Origin of the sequence: Streptomyces sp. NPDC090106 (assembly GCF_044747265.1) — a bacterium.
Lineage (GTDB): Bacteria > Actinomycetota > Actinomycetes > Streptomycetales > Streptomycetaceae > Streptomyces.
The window spans coordinates 510973-530420 of record NZ_JBIVDS010000004.1 but is presented as its reverse complement, the minus strand read 5'-3'; the positions used below and the strand labels follow the sequence as shown (position 1 = coordinate 530420).

19 protein-coding genes are annotated in these 19448 nt (G+C 69.2%); 9 read left to right on the top strand and 10 right to left on the bottom strand.

Going from position 1 to position 19448, the window contains the following annotated elements; genetic code table 11:
- Positions 1-205 precede the first annotated feature (205 nt).
- Together ACIPSE_RS16170 and ACIPSE_RS16165 are read left to right on the top strand one after the other, a co-directional pair.
- Entirely contained in the window at positions 206-1111 is a 906-nt protein-coding gene (locus ACIPSE_RS16170; RefSeq protein ID WP_401662786.1) for a LysR family transcriptional regulator, read from the top strand.
- Positions 1112-1165: 54 nt separating this feature from the next.
- Positions 1166-1648, top strand: a complete 483-nt coding sequence (locus ACIPSE_RS16165) for an NUDIX domain-containing protein (RefSeq protein WP_401662784.1) — start codon at positions 1166-1168, stop codon at positions 1646-1648.
- 124 nt (positions 1649-1772) lie between these two features.
- Here the strand turns inward: ACIPSE_RS16165 and ACIPSE_RS16160 are convergent, their stop codons facing one another.
- Together ACIPSE_RS16160 and ACIPSE_RS16155 are read right to left on the bottom strand one after the other, a co-directional pair.
- Complete coding sequence (locus tag ACIPSE_RS16160; protein WP_401662782.1) at positions 1773-3422, bottom strand: globin domain-containing protein; 1650 nt, start codon at positions 3420-3422, stop codon at positions 1773-1775.
- 393 nt (positions 3423-3815) lie between these two features.
- Positions 3816-4448: an HAD family hydrolase gene (locus ACIPSE_RS16155; RefSeq protein WP_401662780.1), complete on the bottom strand. Its 633-nt coding sequence runs from the start codon at positions 4446-4448 to the stop codon at positions 3816-3818.
- 169 nt (positions 4449-4617) lie between these two features.
- Here ACIPSE_RS16155 and ACIPSE_RS16150 point away from each other — a divergent pair, with 169 nt between their 5' ends.
- Positions 4618-5484, top strand: coding sequence for a GNAT family N-acetyltransferase (locus ACIPSE_RS16150; protein ID WP_401662778.1), 867 nt, complete (start codon positions 4618-4620; stop codon positions 5482-5484).
- Between the two features lie 65 nt (positions 5485-5549).
- Here the strand turns inward: ACIPSE_RS16150 and ACIPSE_RS16145 are convergent, their stop codons facing one another.
- Positions 5550-6758, bottom strand: a complete 1209-nt coding sequence (locus ACIPSE_RS16145; RefSeq protein ID WP_401662776.1) for an MFS transporter — start codon at positions 6756-6758, stop codon at positions 5550-5552.
- A gap of 140 nt (positions 6759-6898) precedes the next feature.
- Between ACIPSE_RS16145 and ACIPSE_RS16140 the strand changes: the two genes are divergently transcribed.
- Positions 6899-7357, top strand: coding sequence for a MarR family winged helix-turn-helix transcriptional regulator (locus tag ACIPSE_RS16140; RefSeq protein ID WP_401662774.1), 459 nt, complete (start codon positions 6899-6901; stop codon positions 7355-7357).
- Between the two features lie 55 nt (positions 7358-7412).
- Positions 7413-7865 carry a GNAT family N-acetyltransferase gene (locus ACIPSE_RS16135; protein ID WP_401662773.1) on the top strand — a complete coding sequence of 151 codons (453 nt, stop codon included), beginning with the start codon at positions 7413-7415 and terminating at the stop codon, positions 7863-7865.
- Between the two features lie 169 nt (positions 7866-8034).
- On the opposite strand, the gene ACIPSE_RS16130 is transcribed toward ACIPSE_RS16135, so the two are convergent.
- Entirely contained in the window at positions 8035-9420 is a 1386-nt protein-coding gene (locus ACIPSE_RS16130) for a serine hydrolase domain-containing protein (protein WP_401662771.1), read from the bottom strand.
- A gap of 52 nt (positions 9421-9472) precedes the next feature.
- The gene (gene dnaB, locus ACIPSE_RS16125) at positions 9473-10945 is read right to left on the bottom strand and encodes a replicative DNA helicase (protein WP_401662769.1); all 1473 of its coding nucleotides are present in this window, start codon (positions 10943-10945) and stop codon (positions 9473-9475) included.
- Positions 10946-11404: 459 nt separating this feature from the next.
- On the opposite strand from dnaB, the gene ACIPSE_RS16120 reads away from it, so the two are divergent.
- Positions 11405-12742 (top strand): MATE family efflux transporter, encoded by a 1338-nt coding sequence (locus tag ACIPSE_RS16120; RefSeq protein WP_401662767.1) that lies wholly within the window; start codon positions 11405-11407, stop codon positions 12740-12742.
- Positions 12743-12948: 206 nt separating this feature from the next.
- Here ACIPSE_RS16120 and rplI read toward each other — a convergent pair whose 3' ends face one another.
- From rplI to rpsF, 4 genes are all read right to left on the bottom strand, one after another.
- On the bottom strand, positions 12949-13395 hold the full coding sequence (gene rplI, locus ACIPSE_RS16115; protein ID WP_401662765.1) for a 50S ribosomal protein L9: 447 nt from the start codon (positions 13393-13395) through the stop codon (positions 12949-12951).
- Positions 13396-13413: 18 nt separating this feature from the next.
- On the bottom strand, positions 13414-13650 hold the full coding sequence (rpsR, locus tag ACIPSE_RS16110; RefSeq protein WP_003949403.1) for a 30S ribosomal protein S18: 237 nt from the start codon (positions 13648-13650) through the stop codon (positions 13414-13416).
- 57 nt (positions 13651-13707) lie between these two features.
- Positions 13708-14304, bottom strand: coding sequence for a single-stranded DNA-binding protein (locus ACIPSE_RS16105; RefSeq protein WP_401662763.1), 597 nt, complete (start codon positions 14302-14304; stop codon positions 13708-13710).
- A gap of 81 nt (positions 14305-14385) precedes the next feature.
- Positions 14386-14676, bottom strand: coding sequence for a 30S ribosomal protein S6 (rpsF, locus tag ACIPSE_RS16100; RefSeq protein WP_010353482.1), 291 nt, complete (start codon positions 14674-14676; stop codon positions 14386-14388).
- Between the two features lie 264 nt (positions 14677-14940).
- Between rpsF and ACIPSE_RS16095 the strand changes: the two genes are divergently transcribed.
- The 3 genes from ACIPSE_RS16095 to ACIPSE_RS16085 all read left to right on the top strand — a co-directional run bounded on the left by ACIPSE_RS16095 (position 14941) and on the right by ACIPSE_RS16085 (position 17662).
- Positions 14941-15255, top strand: a complete 315-nt coding sequence (locus ACIPSE_RS16095) for a hypothetical protein (RefSeq protein ID WP_401662761.1) — start codon at positions 14941-14943, stop codon at positions 15253-15255.
- A 179-nt stretch (positions 15256-15434) separates the two neighbouring features.
- Positions 15435-16556, top strand: a complete 1122-nt coding sequence (femX, locus tag ACIPSE_RS16090) for a peptidoglycan bridge formation glycyltransferase FemX (RefSeq protein WP_401662759.1) — start codon at positions 15435-15437, stop codon at positions 16554-16556.
- A gap of 74 nt (positions 16557-16630) precedes the next feature.
- Positions 16631-17662: an alanine racemase gene (locus ACIPSE_RS16085; protein ID WP_401662757.1), complete on the top strand. Its 1032-nt coding sequence runs from the start codon at positions 16631-16633 to the stop codon at positions 17660-17662.
- Positions 17663-17764: 102 nt separating this feature from the next.
- On the opposite strand, the gene ACIPSE_RS16080 is transcribed toward ACIPSE_RS16085, so the two are convergent.
- Entirely contained in the window at positions 17765-19348 is a 1584-nt protein-coding gene (locus ACIPSE_RS16080) for a glycosyltransferase family 87 protein (protein WP_401662755.1), read from the bottom strand.
- Positions 19349-19448 lie beyond the last annotated feature (100 nt).

Below are 19448 nucleotides of genomic sequence, written 5' to 3'. Positions count from 1 at the left end.
ACGGTCCGAGCCTCCCCCCTCGTGGCTCGGACCGTCCTCGGTTCCGCGCGCGAAGAACCGCGCGACCAAGGCTAGTTGACTCTGTGTCAGTGTCCAATCACAGTAGCGACAGAGACCTATCGACATATTTATAGTTGGGCGCGGCCGGGGGGCCGGGAACAGGCCGCCGACGTATGTGAGCAGGCGACGAAGGGGAGGGCACGGCATGGATCTGGCCTTGTTGCGGACCTTCGTGACCGTGCACCGGGCCGGCTCCTTCACCCGCGCCGCAGCGCTCCTCGGGCTCTCGCAGCCCGCCGTCACCTCGCAGATCCGCACGTTGGAACGGCAGTTGGGCCGCCCCCTGTTCCTGCGGCAGGCCCGCGGCGTCACTCCGACCAGCATCGGCGACGAACTCGCCCACAAGGCCGCGCCGCATCTGGACGCCCTGGTGGAGATCACCGAGACCGGCCTCGACGACGATTCCTCGGTACGCACCCTGCATCTCGCCGGACCGCCCGAGTTCACCGCCGAGCGGGCCCTTCCCGCGCTCACCGAGCTGGCCGGGGAGGCGGGCCAGGGATTCGCGCTGCGCGCCAGCTTCGGCAACGCCGAGGAGAGCCTGGAAGGGCTCGCCGCCGGACATCATGATCTGGCCATCAGTACGGCCCGCCCGCGCGGTGCGCTGCTCACCGCGACTCCGCTCTGCGACGAGGTGCACGTCCTGGTCGCCTCCCCGCACTGGGCCCAGCGGCTCGGTACCGGAGCGCTGCGCCGCAAGGGGGCACACGCGCTGGAGGAGATCCCCCTGATCGAGGTGCACGAGTCGCTGCCGTTCGTCTCGCGCTACTGGGCCTCCGTCTTCGACTCCCGCCCGGCCGCTCCCGGCACCGTCATCGTTCCCGATCTGCGCGCGGTGCTGGCCTGCGCGGCGGCGGGCGCCGGTATCGCGGTCCTGCCGCGCTACCTGTGCGCGGCGGCACTGGAGCGCGGTGACGTGGTCGCGCTGCACCATCCCGCGGTGCCGCCGCTGCGGACGTACTTCCTGGTGGTGCGCACCGGCACGCTGGCGATGCCGCACATTGCGCGGGCCTACGAATGGCTGCTGCGGGCAGCTGGGGACTGGGGGTGACCTGATGGCTTTTCACGATGTTTCACGTGGAACCATCCGGGCCACATTCCTCCCATGACCGTCCGACCCGTGATCAAGCGCACCGCGCGCGCCGTTCTGCTGGACGGCGACGACCTGATCCTGATCAAGCGCACCAAGCCCGGTGTGGACCCCTACTGGCTCACTCCCGGTGGCGGGGTCGAGCCGACGGACAGCACCGTGGTCGACGCCCTGCACCGCGAGGTGTACGAGGAACTCGGCGCCAAGGTCACCGACGTGGTGCCCTGCTTCGTGGACACCGTCGAGCACATCGGCGAGGACGCCAGTACGACCGGCGTGAAGGTCCAGCACTTCTTCGTGTGCCGGCTGGGGTCCATGGACACCTCACTGCGGCACGGGCCCGAGGTCGACGAGCCCATCGGCGAGTACGAGATCGTGCGGGTGCCCTTCACCCGGGTCGGTATCGCCTCCGTCCATCTCGTCCCGCTGTCGCTGCGGCACTATCTGGACGGCAACATCGAGGGTGTGCGGGCGATGCACGCGCCGGATCTGGGCTGAGCGGCTGCCGCCCGGGGTCGGGCAACGGGCTTGGAACGAGCAGGTCCGGACAGCGGCTCCCGGACGGTCCGGACAGCGGGTTTCGGGCGGTGGAGTTCGGACAGCGGGTTTCGGGCGGTGGGGGTCAGTCGCCGATGACGACGAGTTCCTCCACCGAGTCGTGCCGGATGCGGCTCGCCGGGATGCCGATGTTCCTGAGGGCGTCCACTCCGTTGCGGATCATGCCGGGCGGGCCCGATACATACGCCTCGAAGCCGTTCCAGGGGCCGTACTCGCGGATGGCTTCCGGCAGCTGGACGCGCGCCTGCTGGTCGATGATCGCGCGGACCGAGAGCCACGGGTGGGACTGGGAGAGCCTGAGCATCGTGTCGATGTCGTAGAGGTCGTGATCGGTGCGGGCGCCGTAGAAGACCTCGACCGGGCGTCGATCACCGTGCTCGGCCACGTCCTCGACGAGAGCCTTGATGGGCGCTATGCCGGTGCCGCCGCCCAGGCAGAGCAGCCCGCTGTCGGTCGTGTGGTCCACGGTCATCGAGCCGGCCGGCGGACCGAGCCGGATGACGTCGCCGGGCCGGGCGCGGTGCACCAGGGCGTTGGAGACCCAGCCCGCGGGGACGGCCTTCACGTGGAACGACAGCAGCCCGTCCGTGCGGGGCGCCGAAGCGAAGGAATAGTGCCGCCAGATCCGCGGCCACCACGGCGTCTCCAGGCTCGTGTACTGCCCGGCGAGGAAGGGGTACGGCTGGTCCGGGCGCACGGTGATCACGGCGACGTCCGGCGTCCTGAGGTCGTGTGCGACGACCTCCCCGTGCCACCAGGCGGGGGCGCGCAGTTCGTCGGCCGCGGCGGCGTCGATCATCACCTGCGAGATCTTCGTGTACGTCCGTACCCAGGCCGCCTCGACCTCCGCGTCCCAGATCCGCTCGGCGTACTTGTTCAGGGCGCCGATGAGGCACTCGCCGACGGCCGGGTAGTGCGCGGCATGCGTGCCGTACTTGCGGTGGCCGCGGCCGAGGTTCTGGAGGTAGTCGACGAGGACCGGGGTGTTGTCGATGTGCTCGGCCGCCGTCAGCAGCGCCTTGAGCAGCCGGTCGCGCTGGGTGTCCATCGCGGCGGGGAAGAGCGAGCGCAGATCGGGGTGGCGGACGAAGAGCAGCGCGTAGAAGTACGAGGTGACCTTGTCGGCCACGGGTCCGACCTCCGCCATGGTCCGGCGGACGAGGATCGCGTCGGGGGAGCCCTCCTGCACCGCGGCGGCGGCCGGACGCTGGAGGGGCACCCGGGGTTCGGCGGGCGCGTGCGCCCGGGGTGCCTCACGCATGCCGGGCGGGGCGGATATCGGCGGCGCCTGCTGGGCCGGGGCGGATATGGGGGATGCGTGCCTGTCCGGGACGGATATCGGGGGCGCCGGCTCCGCCACGGGGTGCGGTGCGTCGGCTTCCGCGGGTGCCGCGGCGGCCTGGGCGGGCGGTGTGGCGGCGCGGGCCGCCGGTGCGGGGGCGTGAGCCGCCGGTGTGGGCGTGTGAGCCGCCGGTGCGGGGGTGTGGGCGGGCGGTGTCGTGGCCGGTGCCGACGGGGGCTCCTCAGCGCCCTGTTGGGGCCTGCCCACCGGACGCAGTGCCGCGAGGCGGCTGCCCTCGGCGGTCTCCTGCTCGGTGCCCGGTGTCGCCTCCGGCTGCTTGCGCGGGGTGAACCAGCCGCCCCCGCCGCCGGAAGTGCCGTTGTCGGCCGGCGTGGTGGTCGGAGCGTCCATGGTGTGCCTCGCCTCGAACATCTTTCGGTCGGTCTGCGCACTTCCTCGGTCGGAATGTGCCTGCTTCCCCCGCAGACGGCTTGCTTTCACCGCTCATGGCCACGATCATCGCGGCCACATTCAACCCGGATTCACGATCCATACGGACAAGTAAGGCGAGAGTGTGACATTGGCCGCAGCGCTCTCACCGCAGCATCGCACCGCCTCCGGATACCTCGGTCGCATAACCGAAAATGCGGGTCTTCGATCTCTCCGTCCCGTTAGGCTGCATCGCCTTGCTCTTGGTCGGTGCCTGGTGTCCATCCCCGCACCGAACGAGAACCGGAGTCGACCCTACCGGCACCGGCGGCCCACACAAGTCCCCCCTTGCTCTGCCACCGACCAGGCACGGTCACCAACCCGCTATTCCTTCAATTACCGGGCGCCACGCACCAATTCGTAGGCTTCCCACAGATCCCTCCCGGCATAGGAGTGGGTCGCCAGACCGGCCAGATGAGCATCGGCGTTGACCGCGACAGACACCGGAACCACACCGAACAGGTCCTTGTCCGACATCGAGTCCCCATAAGCGACGCAATCCGCTCGGACGACCCCGAACTCTGCGCACAATCGGTCGGCAATCAGCACTTTGGCAGCCGCGTTGAGCACTCCGGCCGGGTCGACCGGCTCGGTGAACGGCACGGCCGGAAAGCGGGAACCGTATGCCGCGTGCGCGCCCCAGTCGGTGAGCCGCTCGACGAAGAACGAGGGCGAGAGCGATATGACGGCGCAGTAGTCGCCGTTGCTTCTGATCTCCCGCCAGACGTCCTGAATTCGAGCCAGCCAGGGCGCTCCCGCGAAAGCCGCCGCCACATGGATCTCGGCGAGTTCCGTCCACAACAGGTGCACCTGCCGCGCGTACTCCGGCGGGTCGATCAGCCCCGCCGAGATCGCCCGCTCAAGCGCCACCGTCTCGGCCTCCCGCCCGATCTGACGGGAGATCTCCATGGGGGCGGAGGTCCCGTAGAGCAAGGTGCCGTCGAGATCGAAGAGATGAAGTCTGGCCATGGTGAGCGAGGCTAGCGGGCCGCCGACTGCCTGGGTTCGCCCATGTTTCACGTGAAACACCATCCGGCTGTCGACGTACCGTGCAGTCGGCTACGACATGGCCAAAAGCTCGTACGTCTCTACGGAAACAGGTGGACGCCAAGGGGGCCCGTCAGACAGCCTGACCTGCGTGCCGATGTCTTCCCTCGCCTCTCTGCCCATCCGCCGTCTGACGCTTCGCGATCTCAACGCCTGCGCCGACTTGTCCGAGGACCGGGGGTGGCCGCGCGAGGAACACAAGTGGGGCTTCCTCCTCACCGCCGGGCAGGGGTACGGCATCGACGATCCCGAGGGGGGTCTCGTCAGCGCCTGCGTCATCACCGAGTACGGGCCGCAGCACCGCCCTGAACTGGGCGCCATCGGCATGGTGCTCGTCGCCGGACGGCACGCCCGCCAGGGAGTGGGCCGGCGCTTGATGCGTCATCTCATCGCGGAGATGGGCACCACTCCGCTGACCCTCCACGCGACGCCGTTCGGCCGCCCGCTCTACGAGGAGCTGGGCTTCAAGGTGACCGGCCGGGTGGAGATGGTGCGCGGACACTTCACGGCGCGGGGCGACCGGTCCGCCGTCGCCACCCGTCCGGCCACCGGCGGGGATCTCGCGGCCATCCTGCGGCTCGACGAGGAGGTGTTCGGCAGCGACCGGACCCACATCGTGACGCGCCTGCCCGCCTTCGCCGATCAGCTGCGGGTCGCCGAGGAGGACGGGCGGCTCATCGGCTACGCCGGGGCCTGGCCCAACATGGACCAGCACGTCGTCGGCCCTCTGGTCGCGCGAGACACGGAGACGGCCAAGGCCCTCATCGCCTCCCTGGCCGACCACACCGACCGCCCGCTGCGCACCGACATCGACGTGCGCCACGAGGAGCTGCTGGCCTGGGCGAAGGAGCACGGCCTGGCCTCGGTCTCCTTCAACTCGGTCATGACGTACGGCATCCCGGAACTGCCCGGCGACTGGAGCCGGCGGTTCGCACCGGTGACGGTGGCGGCCGGCTGACCGCACGGGCACACGACCGTGCCGGTCCCTCGGGGGGACCGGCACGGTGTCGTACGCGGAGGGGCTCAGTGGTGTGCCACGGCCTGCGCCTCGGCGGGGACGGCACCCGCGACGACCATGCTCGGCGCACTGTCCCGGCGCTCCAGGACGGCGGACAGGACCGCGAGCGCCAGAGCCGCGGCGGCGAGGACGGCACCGACCCAGTTGGGGGCCGTGTAGCCGAGGCCGGCACCGATGACGAGACCGCCGAGCCAGGCGGAGAGCGCGTTGCCGAGGTTGAAGGCGCCGATGTTCACGGCCGAGGCCAGCGTCGGGGCGCCGTGGGCCTGGTCGAGGACCCGCTTCTGCAGGGGCGGCACCGTGGCGAAGCCCAGTGCGCCGATCAGCGCGATGGTGACGGCCGCGAGGATCTTGTTGTGCGCGGTGAGCGTGAAGAGCGCGAGGACGACGGCCAGGGCGCCGAGCGAGACGTACAGCATCGGCATCAGGGCGCGGTCGGCGTACTTGCCGCCGACGAGGTTGCCGCCGACCATGCCGAGGCCGAACAGGACCAGCAGCCAGGTGACCGAGCCGTCGGCGAAACCGGCGACCTGAGTCATCATCGGCGCGATGTAGGTGATCGCGGCGAACACGCCACCGAAGCCGAGGACCGTCATCGCCATGGCGAGCAGGACCTGGGTGTTCTTGAAGGCGGCCAGTTCGTGGCGGAGGCGGACGCCCTCGGCCTTGGGCAGGTCCGGGACGAGCTTGGCGATCCCGGCGAGGCCGACGACGCCGAGCGCGGCGACGATGGCGAAGGTGAAGCGCCAGCCGACGGTCTGTCCGACAAGGGTGCCCAGCGGGACGCCCACCACGTTGGCGACGGTCAGGCCGGTGAACATCATCGCGATGGCGCCGGCCTTCTTGTCCGGAGCGACCAGCTCGGCGGCGACCACCGATCCGATGCCGAAGAAGGCTCCGTGCGCGAGGGAGGCGACCACGCGGCCGATCAGCATGACCGAGAAGCTCGGGGCGAGGGCGGAGAGCAGATTGCCCGCGATGAACAGGCCCATCAGCAGCATCAGCATCCGCTTGCGGGAGATCTTGGTGCCGAGGACGGTCATCAGCGGGGCGCCGAACATCACGCCGAGGGCGTAGCCGGTGACGAGGAACCCGGCCGTGGGGATGGTGACCCCGAAGTCGCCCGCGACCTCGGGCAGCAGGCCCATGATCACGAACTCGGTCGTTCCGATGCCGAAGGCCCCGATCGCCAGGGCCAGAAGCGCGAGAGGCATGGAGTGTGCACCTTCCCAGTTACTTGCAGGAGCTTCTTACGTTCACACACAATACTTGCAGACGCGCTATATCTGCAAGAGCTGGATATTGCGACGCTGCTCTATCCTGGATTCACGCGCCCCGGGACGAAGGAAGGCCCATGACAGCGACAGACCCCGCACTCACCGCCCTCGCCCAGGGCTGGTGCGCCCTCTCCTTGCTGCACGGGAGGATCGAGGCCCACATCGAGCGGGCCCTCCAGTCCCACCACGACCTCAGCGTGCGGGAGTACTCCCTGCTGGACGTCCTGAGCCGCCAGCACGACGGGGTGGGCGGTCATCTCCAGATGAAGCAGGTCGCCGACGCCGTCGTGCTCAGCCAGAGCGCCACGACCCGGCTGGTCACCCGCCTCGAGGACCGCGGGCTGCTGAGCCGCTACCTGTGCCCCACCGACCGGCGCGGCATCTACACCAACGTCACCGCGGCAGGCCTAGCCCTGCTCGAAGAGGCGCGTCCGACGAACGACGCCGCTCTGCGCGAGGCGCTCGACGAGGCGGCGAAGAACCCCGAGCTGGCGCCGCTGGTCCATGCCGTGGAAACGCTGAAGGCCCCCGTCTGAGCCGCAAGCCACCGCAGCACGCCGGCGCGCACGGCGGCTGCCTAGGCTGACCCGCATGGGAGATCTGGAAATACGCGCTGCCGGTGTCGACGACATCGCCGCGATCGTCGCCATGCTCGCCGACGACCCGCTGGGCGCACTCCGCGAGTCGCCGGACGACCTCACCGTCTATCTGCCCGCCCTGGAACGGCTCACCGCCGACCCGAACCAGCACCTGGTGGTCGCCGAACGCGAGGGCCGCGTCGTCGGCACGCTCCAGCTCACGGTGATCCCGGGGCTGTCCCGACGCGGTGCCACCAGGTCGATCATCGAAGCCGTCCGCATCCACGCCGACGAGCGCGGCAGCGGGCTGGGCACCCAGCTCATCGAGTGGGCCGTCGACGAGTCCCGGCGCCAGGGATGCCAGTTGGTGCAGCTGACCTCAGACGCCTCCCGTACGGATGCGCACCGCTTCTACGAGCGGCTGGGATTCGAGGCGTCGCACGTGGGGTTCAAGCTCTCGCTCTGATACGCGGGAGCGCCGCTGGAGGGTGGACTTGGGGTGAGGTGAAGCCTGGTGCCTGGTGCCTGGTGCCTCCTGGGACCTGGTGCCAGGAGGCAGGAGGGCAGGAGGGCAGGCTCTTCGGACAAGACGCCGTGTTTCACGTGAAACACGGCGTCTTGTCCGCCGGAGACCGTCAGCCGATCCCCCGCCACCCCTCCGGATCCACCCCACCCGGCACGGAAGCGCCCTCCTCGTACGGCTGACGCGTGAACACGAACGAGCCGAGGTCCAGATGGCTCACCGTGCCGTCAGGCCGCCGTACGGCCCGTAGCGCCTCTCCGGCGTAGTAGCCCTCTCGTCCGGTCCAGGTGCCGTCACCGTTCGACCGGAACCGCGACTGCCGTCCGACGCCGGCCAGCGGGGCCAGTGACACACCGCCCTCAGGGGTGAGCCGCAGGACGAACGCATGCGTGCCCCAGTACCACTGGCCCGCCAACTCCAGCACCGCCGAATCCACTTCGGGCAACGGCCGCCACGGTTCGGGAATCCGGGGTTCGGCCTCGGCGACGATCCGGACGAGGTCGGCACCCACCGAGCCCAGCAGGGGGCCCGAGGTGCAGTTGGCCAGCACCACGGCGGCGACATCGTCCGCGACGCTGATGGTCAGGTTCGCCAGGAAGCCCGGCAGAGACCCCGAGTGCCCCGTCAGCAGCCGCCCGTCGCGGTGCTGGAGCTGCATCCCGAGCCCGTAGCCGACGCCGTCCACGAGGTCCGTGGCCTCGACGGGCGCGGCGGGCGTCCGCATCTCCTGTACCGTCTCGGCGCTCAGCACCCGGTCGTCGCCGTGTGCCAGGAAGGCCGCGAACTTCGCCAAGTCACCGGTGGTCGACCAGAGTTGTCCGGCCGGCGCCATCAGGCCGAGGTCCTCCAGGGGTTCGGGCAGCAGCACATCGGCCCAGGGGTGCACCGCCCAGCCGCCCGCGTGCGGGGCCAAGGGCTGGGCGCTCGTACGGTCCAGGCCCAGGGGTTCGAGCACCTCGCGCCGGAGCACCTCCTCCCACGGGGCGCCGCGCAGCTTCTCGACCAGTGCGCCCAGCACGGTGTAGCCGGGGTTCGAGTAGTGGAAGCACCGCCCCGCCGGATGCAGCCGGGGCTGCTCACCGAGCACGTCGCCCAGCTCGGGCCGGAGGGAACCCGGGGTGCGCTCCCACCAGGGTCCGGGCGACTCGGCCGCCAGCCCGCCGGTGTGCGCGAGCAGTTCGGCGACGGAGGCCTCCCCCGCTCCCGTACCCGGCAGATGCTTCTCCAGCGGATCCGAGAGGGCGAGTACTCCTTCGTCCCGCAGCCGCAGCACGAGCACAGCCGTGAAGGTCTTGGTGATCGAGCCGATCCGGTACTGCACGTTCTCGTCCGGACCGTGCCCGTCGACGGAGGTCCGCGCCCCGTGCCACACCACCCGGCCGCCCCGTACGACGGCCGCGACCAGCGACGGCGCCCGTCCTTCGGCCTGGGCCACGGCAATGCGGTGCAGCAAGGCCCGACGCGTGGCGGGGAGCAGCTCTTCCTGGGATGTCGTCATGCCCCCAGTCCACCCCGGCCGGTGCCTGAGCGTCGAGCGCATTAGGCCCAGGTCAGGTCTGCGCCATGTCCACGAAGCGGGAGTAGTGGCCCTGGAAGGCGACGGTGATCGTCGCCGTCGGGCCGTTACGGTGCTTGCCCACGATGATGTCGGCCTCGCCCGCGCGCGGGGACTCCTTCTCGTAGGCGTCCTCACGGTGCAGCAGGATCACCATGTCGGCGTCCTGCTCGATGGAGCCGGACTCACGCAGGTCGGACACCTGGGGCTTCTTGTCCGTGCGCTGCTCGGGACCACGGTTCAGCTGCGAGAGCGCGATCACCGGGACCTCCAGCTCCTTGGCCAGCAGCTTGAGGTTTCGGGACATGTCCGAGACTTCCTGCTGACGGCTCTCGGAACGCTTGCCGGACTGCATGAGCTGGAGGTAGTCGATGATCACGAGCTTGATGTCGTTGCGCTGCTTCAGCCGGCGGCACTTGGCGCGGATCTCCATCATCGACAGGTTCGGGGAGTCGTCGATGTAGAGCGGCGCGGCCGAGACCTCGGGCATCCGGCGCGCGAGGCGCGTCCAGTCCTCGTCCGTCATGGTGCCGGAGCGCATGTGGTGCAGGGCCACGCGCGCCTCGGCGGACAGCAGACGCATCGCGATCTCGTTGCGGCCCATTTCGAGGGAGAAGATGACACTGGGCAGGTTGTTCTTGATCGACGCGGCCCGCGCGAAGTCCAGGGCCAGCGTCGACTTGCCCATGGCGGGTCGGGCCGCGATGACGATCATCTGGCCGGGGTGCAGACCGTTGGTGAGGGAGTCGAGGTCGGTGAAGCCCGTCGGCACACCGGTCATCTCGCCGCTGCGGGAGCCGATCGCCTCGATCTCGTCGAGCGCGCCCTCCATGATGTCGCCGAGCGGGAGGTAGTCCTCGCTGGTGCGCTGCTCGGTGACGGCGTAGATCTCGGCCTGGGCGCGGTTGACGATCTCGTCGACGTCGTCGTCCGCCGCGTAGCCCATCTGCGTGATCCGGGTGCCCGCCTCGACCAGCCGGCGCAGCACGGCCCGCTCGTGGACGATCTCCGCGTAGTACTCGGCGTTCGCGGCCGTCGGCACCGTCTGGACGAGGGTGTGCAGATACGAGGCGCCGCCGACCTTGTTGATCTCGCCGCGCTTGGTGAGCTCGGCGGCGATCGTGATGGGGTCGGCCGGATCGCCCTTGGCGTAGACGTCGAGGATCGCCTGGAAGATCGTCTCGTGCGCCGGCTTGTAGAAGTCATGGCCCTTGAGGACCTCGACGACGTCGGCGATCGCGTCCTTCGACAGGAGCATGCCGCCGAGCACGGACTGCTCGGCGTCGAGATCCTGCGGCGGAACGCGCTCGAACGCCGAGCCCGAGCCGTCCCACTCGCCGTTCTCCCGGCCGCGGTCGTGCTGGTCGTCGCGTCCCCGGCCGCCCTCGCCGCGTCTGCGTGAGGCAGGCAGACGGTCGCTGGGACCGCTCTCGGCCCACGGGTCGTCCAAGGGCTCGGAAATACTCACCGAGCCACCTCCTCCCGTCCGCCGAGCGGACCTCGCCGTGCCCCTCATTTCTACGGCACGGCACTGACAAATCAGAGGCCCAACTCCGGTTCTGGCGCGTCGGTTTTGTGATGGTTCTCAGGCCGACGAACGGAGCGGGCGCCGGACTACGGTAGGCCCGTCGGCACCGTCAGCCAATCTGGTTATCCACAGGCCATGTGGACGACGGCCCCGATGCTGTGGAGAACTCGGCGAAACCTGTGCACGACCCGGTGGACAGCCCTGTGAACAAGCTCGCCCCGGTCGCGCACAATCCGCTCTGACCTGCATGATTGCCGTCCACCGGCTGTGCAGAAGAAAAACTTTCCCAGTCGGGCCAAGATCACATCAAGCCGTGCGCCAAAGCTCACGCCGCCAGACCATAGGTAAGGGGCGTATTGCCATTGCATCTCTTACCTGTGGACGATTAGATTGATGCTCATGACACATGCTCCCGCGACCCCGCGTGCCACCCGGCGCCAGCACGACCGAGAGATCGTCGCCCTGGCCGTACCGGCGTTCGGCGCACTCGTCGCCGAGCCCCTTTTCGTCATGGCCGACAGCGCCATCGTCGGCCATCTCGGCACGGCTCAACTCGCGGGACTGGGCATCGCCTCGGCTCTCCTGATGACAGCGGTCAGCGTCTTCGTCTTCCTCGCCTACGCCACCACGGCCGCTGTCGCCCGCCGTGTCGGGGCCGGTGACCTCCAGGCCGCCATCCGCCAGGGGATGGACGGCATCTGGCTGGCGCTTCTGCTCGGCGCGGCGGTGATCGCCGCCGTACTCCCCCTGGCTCCGGCCCTGGTGGATCTCTTCGGCGCTTCGGACACCGCCGCCCCCTACGCGACCACCTATCTGCGGATCTCGTCGCTCGGCATCCCCGCCATGCTCGTCGTCCTCGCCTCGACCGGTGTGCTGCGGGGGCTCCAGGACACCAGGACCCCGCTCTACGTCGCCATCGGAGGCTTCGTCGCCAACGCCGTCCTGAACGCAGGTCTCGTCTACGGCGCCGACCTGGGGATCGCCGGTTCCGCCTGGGGCACCGTCATCGCCCAGTGGGGCATGGCGGTCGTCTACCTCGTCGTGGTCGTCCGGGGCGCCCTCGCCCATGGCGCCTCGCTGCGCCCGGACGCCGCCGGCATCAGAGCCTCGGCGCAGGCAGGCGTTCCGCTCCTGGTCCGCACCCTCTCGCTCCGCGCGATCCTGATGATCGCCACAGCCGTCGCGGCCCGCCTGGGCGACGCCGACATCGCGGCCCACCAGATCATCCTGTCCCTGTGGAGTCTGCTGGCCTTCGCCCTGGACGCCATCGCCATCGCCGGACAGGCCATCATCGGCCGATACCTCGGCGCCGACGACGCCGAAGGCGCCCGGCAGGCATGCCGTCGCATGGTGGAGTGGGGCATCGCGACCGGAGTCGTCCTGGGCGTTCTGGTCGTACTCTCCCGACCACTGTTCCTGCCGCTGTTCACCAGTGACCCGGTGGTGAAGGACACCGCTCTGCCCGCTCTGCTGATCGTGGCGTTGTCGCAGCCGATCAGCGGCATCGTCTTCGTCCTCGACGGGGTCCTCATGGGAGCGGGCGACGGACCGTACCTGGCGTGGGCCATGGTGCTGACCCTGGCGGTCTTCACCCCCGTGGCCCTGCTGGTGCCGGCGTTCGGCGGTGGCCTCACCGCTCTGTGGGGAGCGATGACGCTGATGATGACGATGCGCATGCTGACGCTGTGGATCCGAGCCCGTTCAGGTCGCTGGATCGTCACCGGCGCGACCCGCTGACCGATCGGCTCGACCGCGCGAACCGCTCAGCACCGGCCTAGCGGCCCAGCGACCGTTTCACGTGAAACAGCACAGCCCGTCACGTTTCACGTGAAACATCGCAGCCGACAAGCCTTCACCGGGAAGGAGAGAGCCCGGGCATGCGAAAGGGGCCGTACCCGGCGGGGTACGGCCCCTCTCAGCACTGCTCAGGACGAGCGCGGCGATCAGGCCGCGACGACCTCGATGCTGACCTTGGCGGCAACCTCGGGGTGCAGACGCACCGAGGTCTCGTGGGCGCCCAGGGTCTTGATCGGCGAGCCCAGCTCGATGCGGCGCTTGTCGACCTCGGGGCCACCGGAAGCCTTGATCGCCGAAGCGACGTCGGCCGGGGTGACGGAACCGAAGAGACGACCGGCGTCGCCGGAGCGGACGGCCAGACGGACCTTGACGCCCTCGAGCTGCGCCTTCACGACGTTGGCCTGCTCGATGGTCTGGATCTCGTGGATCTTGCGAGCGCGACGGATCTGCTCGACGTCCTTCTCGCCACCCTTGGTCCAACGGATCGCGAAGTTCCGCGGGATCAGGTAGTTGCGAGCGTAACCGTCCTTGACGTCGACGACGTCGCCAGCGGCACCGAGGCCGGAGACCTCATGGGTGAGGATGATCTTCATTATTCGGTCACCCTTCCCTTAGCGCGCGGTGGACGTGTAGGGCAGCAGCGCCATCTCACGGCTGTTCTTGACGGCCGTGGCGACGTCACGCTGGTGCTGCGTGCAGTTGCCGGTCACGCGGCGGGCACGGATCTTGCCGCGGTCGGAAATGAACTTCCGCAGCATGTTCGTGTCCTTGTAGTCCACGTACGTGACCTTGTCCTTGCAGAAAGCGCAGACCTTCTTCTTAGGCTTGCGCACAGGCGGCTTCGCCATGGTGTTTCTCCTGTGTGATCAAGAAGTGTGGGTACGACCCACCCTTGGTCCGAGGACCTAGAAGGGGGGCTCGTCCGAGTAGCCGCCGCCACCGCCGCCGCCGGAGTTTCCACCCCAGCCGCCACCGCCACCGCCGCCCTGGTTGCCACCGGCGGGAGCGCCGGTCGCCCACGGGTCGTCGGCGGGAGCTCCGCCGCCCTGCTGGCCGCCGCCGGAGTTTCCACCCCAGCCGCCGCCACCCTGGCCGCCACCGCCGTTGTAACCACCCTGGCCACCACGACCGGCACCGCCGGCCGTCTTGGTGACCTTGGCCGTGGCGTTCTTCAAGCTGGCGCCGACTTCCTCGACGTCCAGCTCGTAGACCGTGCGCTTGACGCCCTCACGGTCCTCGTAGGACCGCTGCTTCAGCCGGCCCTGCACGATGACGCGCATGCCTCGCTGGAGCGACTCCGCGACGTTCTCCGCCGCCTGACGCCAGACCGAGCAGGTCAGGAACAGGCTCTCGCCGTCCTTCCACTCGTTCGTCTGACGGTCGAAGGTGCGGGGCGTGGACGCGACACGGAACTTCGCGACCGCCGCACCGGAAGGGGTGAAGCGCAGCTCGGGGTCGTCGACAAGATTGCCGACGACCGTGATGACGGTCTCGCCTGCCATTGGGGGAACCTCTCGGCGGGTTTGCTGCTTGGCTGCTTGGTTGCTGCTACTCGAATCCCGAGATCAGCTGAGCGGAGGAGCTCAGTGGGTCTCGGGGCGGAGGACCTTGGTCCGGAGGACCGACTCGTTCAGGTTCATCTGGCGGTCGAGCTCCTTGACGATCGCGGGCTCAGCCTGCAGATCGATGACCGAGTAGATGCCCTCGGGCTTCTTCTTGATCTCGTACGAGAGACGACGACGGCCCCAGGTGTCGACCTTCTCGACCTTTCCGTTGCCCTCACGGACGACGGAGAGGAAGTTCTCGATCAGGGGGGCGACAGCGCGCTCCTCCAGATCGGGGTCGAGGATGACCATCACCTCGTAGTGACGCATGTGGAACCCACCTCCTTTGGACTCAGCGGCCACGGTCGTTCCGTGGCAGGAGGGTTGTGATGCGTACGCAACGGTATCGGCCGCCACTGACAATCGGGGCTTCCTCGCGGTAGTCCCGGTCGTGACATGGGCAGACACCAGTGCAGACGGTACAGACTACCCGCACACCGGCTTCCGGTTGAAATCCGGCCGCCAGGACCGACAATCTGTACACATCGGGTGTGTATGGCGCTACGATGCGCCGCCTTCCGCAGGAGGTGCCCCATGGCACAGGTAATGCGACCGAACACCGTCGGAGGTCTCTTCGCGACGGACGGAAAGCCCCATCCCCTCCAGGACACCCTGCTCGCGGTGACCCTGGTGCTGGGCTTCACGGCTTTCGTCACGTCGATGTTCCACAGCCTGCATCTGCTCAGCTCCTGGACCGGCCTGGTGGGGATCGTCACCGGCGCCTACGGCCAGTGGATCTCGGAGACGACCCGCGAACGCTTCGGGCTGATCCTGGGTCTCGGCGCCGCGGCGATCGGCTTCTTCCTCGGCATGGCCCACGGTGGGCTCTTCGGCGGCGTCATCAACTGACCCCGGCCGCAGCGCCCGTCCCACAACTCCCACAGCTCCTCTGAGCGCCCCGGTCGCCACCGGCCGGGGCGCGGGTTGCGTACGGCCCAGTCAGGGCGCCCGCCAGGCGCAGTAGGCTTCGGCGCGAGAGCCGGAGCCCCTGAACCCATGGGGACACCCCAGCCCGAGGAGCGCCCCGAATGAGCCTGACCCTGAGGACGATCAGTCGCGAGCAGCATCTGGCATACATCCAGAGCCTGCCTGCGGCGAGCCACATGCAGGTCCCGGCCTGGGCTGACGTCAAGGCGGAGTGGCGTTCGGAGAGCCTCGGCTGGTTCGACGAGAAGACGGGCGAGCTGGTCGGCGCCGGTCTCGTCCTCTACCGCCAGCTCCCCAAGATCAAGCGCTATCTCGCGTATCTGCCCGAGGGCCCGGTCATCAACTGGTTCGCGCCGAATCTGACCGACTGGCTGGAACCGATGCTCGCCCACCTCAAGCACCAGGGCGCCTTCTCGGTGAAGATGGGCCCGCCGGTGATCATCCGGCGCTGGGAGGCCACCTCCATCAAGGCCGGCATCCAGAACCCGGACGTGAAGCGGCTGCGGGACATCGAGGCCGACTTCATCGAGCCGCGCGCCTTCGAGGTCGCCGACAAGCTCCGCCGGATGGGCTGGCAGCAGGGCGAGGACGGCGGGGCCGGCTTCGGCGACGTGCAGCCCCGCTACGTCTACCAGGTGCCGCTGGCGAACCGGTCCCTGGAAGAGGTCCACAAGAACTTCAACCAACTGTGGCGCCGCAACATCAAGAAGGCCGAGAAGGCCGGCGTCGAGGTCGTCCAGGGCGGTTACCAGGACCTGGAGGAGTGGCAGCGGCTGTACGAGATCACGGCCGTGCGCGACCACTTCCGGCCCCGCCCGCTGTCGTACTTCCAGCGCATGTGGACGGCCCTCAACACCGAGGACCCCAACCGTATGCGGCTGTACTTCGCCCAGCACAACGGCGTGAACCTGGCGGCGGCGACGATGCTGGTCGTCGGCGGACACGTCTGGTACTCCTACGGCGCCTCCGACAACATCGGCCGTGAGGTCCGGCCCTCGAACGCGATGCAGTGGCGGATGCTCCGCGACGCCTACGCGCTCGGCGCGACCGTCTACGACCTGCGCGGCATCTCCGACTCGCTGGACGAGACCGATCACCTCTTCGGCCTGATCCAGTTCAAGGTCGGCACGGGCGGTCAGGCGGCGGAGTACCTGGGCGAGTGGGACTTCCCGCTCAACAAGCTGCTGCACAAGGCGCTCGACATCTACATGTCGCGCCGCTGAGGCGGCATCCTTCGCTTCAATAGCTCTCATACCTCTGATACACCGCAGCCACGAGAAAGGTTCCAGGTCCGGCCATGGCGCTCACCCTCTACGTCGACACCGCGCGCTGGCGGGCGCACCACAAGCACGTGCAGGAGCAGTTCCCGGGCCTGGTCCCGGTCTGCAAGGGCAACGGCTACGGGTTCGGGCACGAGCGGCTGGCGGAGGAGGCCACGCGGCTGGGCTCGGACGTCCTCGCCGTCGGCACGACGTACGAAGCCGCGCGCATCAAGGACTACTTCAGCGGTGACCTGCTGGTGCTGACGCCGTACCGGCGCGGCGAGGAGCCCGTGCCGCTGCCGGACCGCGTCATCCGCTCGGTGTCGTCCATCGACGGCGTGTACGGCCTCGTGGGTGCTCGTGTGGTCATCGAGGTGATGTCCTCGATGAAGCGGCACGGCATCAGCGAGCAGGACCTGCCGCAGCTGCACTCGGCCATAGAGAACGTCCGGCTGGAAGGTTTTGCCATCCATCTGCCGCTGGACCGCACCGACGGCTCGGACGCCGTCGAGGAGGTCATCGGCTGGATGGACCGGCTGCGGGCGGCCCGGCTGCCGCTGCACACGATGTTCGTCAGCCACCTCAAGGCCGACGAACTCCACCGCCTCCAGCAGCAGTTCCCGCAGACCCGCTTCCGCGCCCGCATCGGCACCCGGCTGTGGCTGGGGGACCACGACGCCACCGAGTACCGCGGCGCCGTCCTCGACGTCACCCGCGTCACCAAGGGCGACCGGTTCGGCTACCGGCAGCAGAAGGCGGCCTCGGACGGCTTCCTGGTGGTCGTGGCGGGCGGAACGTCGCACGGGGTGGGTCTGGAGGCCCCCAAGGCCCTGCACGGCGTCATGCCGCGCGCCAAGGGCGTCGCCCGCGCCGGCCTGGCCACGGTCAACCGGAACCTCGCCCCGTTCGTCTGGGGCGGCAAGCAGCGCTGGTTCGCCGAGCCGCCGCACATGCAGGTGTCGATCCTCTTCATCCCCTCCGACGCCCCGGAGCCGAAGGTCGGCGAGGAGCTGGTGGCCCACCTGCGGCACACCACCACGCAGTTCGACCGCATCGTGGACCGCTGACCGCCGCACCGGCGGGCGACCGACCTCCTACGAACAGCTGAAAGGCCGTACACGGACTGTCCGTGTACGGCCTTTCGCGTGGCACCTCTACGCTTTGTTCGCTCAGAGCGAACTACCTCCGGAAGCTGCGGGTCCCCCCGACGCGGTGGGTCCCCCGGAGGCGGCAGGTCCGCCGGCAGCACCCGGCCCCGCGGAGGGAGCCGCCTCCTGGTGGTCGCCCCACTCCACCTGGGGACCGCCGAAGTGGGCCGCGTGGCGCGGGGGATGGGCGGCGGGGCCGAGGACGAACACGTCGTCCGCCCCGTCGAGCACCCCGCCCGAGGGGTCGTCGTCACCGGCCCTGCGCACCACGTCCCGTTCGGGCATGAGGATGTCGCGCACGACCACGGCGCACAGGTACAGCGTGCCCAGCAGATGGATGGCGATGGCCCAGTGGTAGCCCTCCTGGGGCAGCCCCTTGTGGGCGTCTCCGCTGGTCGTGTAGGCGAGGTACATCCAGATGCCCAGGAAGTACGCGACCTCGCACGCCTGCCAGATCAGGAAGTCACGCCACTTGGGGCGGGCCAGGGCGGCCAGCGGGACCAGCCACAGGACGTACTGCGGCGAGTAGACCTTGTTGGTGAGGATGAACGCCGCAACGATCAGGAACGCCAGCTGGGCGAAGCGCGGCCGGCGCGGGGCGGTCAGGGTGAGCGCGGCGATACCGGCGCAGCACAGCAGCATCAGCAGCGTGGCGAGGGTGTTGACCGTCTCGGTGCTGAGCGGGTCGCTCGAGTTCTGGGCCAGGATCAGCCAGAAGGAGCCGAAGTCGACGCCCCGCTCCTGGCTGAACTCGTAGAACTTCGCCCAGCCGTCCCAGGCGAGGAGCATCACCGGAAGGTTCACGACCAGCCAGGCGACGACCGTGCCGCCGAGCGCCTTCCCGAACTCCCGCCATTTGCCGGCGCGCCAGCACAGCACGAACAGCGCGCCCAGCAGGAAGACGGGATAGAGCTTGGCGGCCGTGGCAAGGCCCAGCAGGACGCCGAACGCGAGCGAGCGGCCCCGGGACCACATCAGCATCGCCGCGGCCGTCAGAGCGACGGCCAGCAGGTCCCAGTTGATGGTGGCCGTGAGCGCGAAGGCGGGCGCCAGGGCGACCAGCAGACCGTCCCAGGGGCGGCGGGCATGGGTGCGGCTGACGCAGACCGCGATGATGGCCGCGCACGCCATGAGCATCCCGGCGTTGACCATCCAGTACCACTGTTCCTGGTCCTGGATGGTTCCGCTGCCCGGCGTGAGCCAGGAGGCGACCTCCATGAACACACCGGTCAGGACCGGGTATTCGAGGTACTCCATGTCGCCGTTGAGCTTGTCGAAGTACGGCACGAGCCCGTCGGCGAAGCCGCGCCCGGCGTACAGGTGCGGGATGTCGGAGTAGCACGCGTGCGTGTACTGCGAGCTGGCCCCGAAGAACCAGGCGCCGTTGTAGCAGGGCGCCTTCTGGACCAGGCCGAGGGCGAACACACCGATGGCCACCAGCGCGATGATCCGCACGGGGGTCCACCAGGACGTCCCGAGCAGCGCGCGCCGCCCGATGGGACCGCCGATCAGCTCACTGCCGCTCGCGGCGATCTCGTCGTCCTTGGTCGGCCGCACCGGGTCCGGCTCATGCACGCTCGTCGGCGTCGTCTCTGCGCTGGGCATGGGGCACATCCTGCCGTACCTGTCTGAGAACGGGGCGAGGACGGCGGGAGCGCGGTGGCGGAGCGTTTCACGTGAAACCGACGTTTCACGTGAAACACAT

Excerpts from the sequence above, each read along its gene's own strand:
- ACIPSE_RS16165 (WP_401662784.1), top strand. The coding sequence starts at position 1,166 with ATGACCGTCCGACCCGTGATCAAGCGCACCGCGCGCGCCGTTCTGCTG.
- rpsF (WP_010353482.1), bottom strand. The coding sequence starts at position 14,676 with ATGCGTCACTACGAGGTGATGGTCATCCTCGACCCCGATCTGGAGGAG.
- femX (WP_401662759.1), top strand. The coding sequence starts at position 15,435 with ATGAGCCTGACCCTGAGGACGATCAGTCGCGAGCAGCATCTGGCATAC.
- ACIPSE_RS16145 (WP_401662776.1), bottom strand. The coding sequence starts at position 6,758 with ATGCCTCTCGCGCTTCTGGCCCTGGCGATCGGGGCCTTCGGCATCGGA.
- ACIPSE_RS16160 (WP_401662782.1), bottom strand. The coding sequence starts at position 3,422 with ATGTTCGAGGCGAGGCACACCATGGACGCTCCGACCACCACGCCGGCC.
- rplI (WP_401662765.1), bottom strand. The coding sequence starts at position 13,395 with ATGAAGATCATCCTCACCCATGAGGTCTCCGGCCTCGGTGCCGCTGGC.
- ACIPSE_RS16095 (WP_401662761.1), top strand. The coding sequence starts at position 14,941 with ATGGCACAGGTAATGCGACCGAACACCGTCGGAGGTCTCTTCGCGACG.
- ACIPSE_RS16140 (WP_401662774.1), top strand. The coding sequence starts at position 6,899 with ATGACAGCGACAGACCCCGCACTCACCGCCCTCGCCCAGGGCTGGTGC.
- ACIPSE_RS16120 (WP_401662767.1), top strand. The coding sequence starts at position 11,405 with ATGACACATGCTCCCGCGACCCCGCGTGCCACCCGGCGCCAGCACGAC.
- rpsR (WP_003949403.1), bottom strand. The coding sequence starts at position 13,650 with ATGGCGAAGCCGCCTGTGCGCAAGCCTAAGAAGAAGGTCTGCGCTTTC.
- ACIPSE_RS16135 (WP_401662773.1), top strand. The coding sequence starts at position 7,413 with ATGGGAGATCTGGAAATACGCGCTGCCGGTGTCGACGACATCGCCGCG.
- ACIPSE_RS16080 (WP_401662755.1), bottom strand. The coding sequence starts at position 19,348 with ATGCCCAGCGCAGAGACGACGCCGACGAGCGTGCATGAGCCGGACCCG.
- ACIPSE_RS16105 (WP_401662763.1), bottom strand. The coding sequence starts at position 14,304 with ATGGCAGGCGAGACCGTCATCACGGTCGTCGGCAATCTTGTCGACGAC.
- ACIPSE_RS16170 (WP_401662786.1), top strand. The coding sequence starts at position 206 with ATGGATCTGGCCTTGTTGCGGACCTTCGTGACCGTGCACCGGGCCGGC.
- ACIPSE_RS16085 (WP_401662757.1), top strand. The coding sequence starts at position 16,631 with ATGGCGCTCACCCTCTACGTCGACACCGCGCGCTGGCGGGCGCACCAC.
- ACIPSE_RS16130 (WP_401662771.1), bottom strand. The coding sequence starts at position 9,420 with ATGACGACATCCCAGGAAGAGCTGCTCCCCGCCACGCGTCGGGCCTTG.
- ACIPSE_RS16155 (WP_401662780.1), bottom strand. The coding sequence starts at position 4,448 with ATGGCCAGACTTCATCTCTTCGATCTCGACGGCACCTTGCTCTACGGG.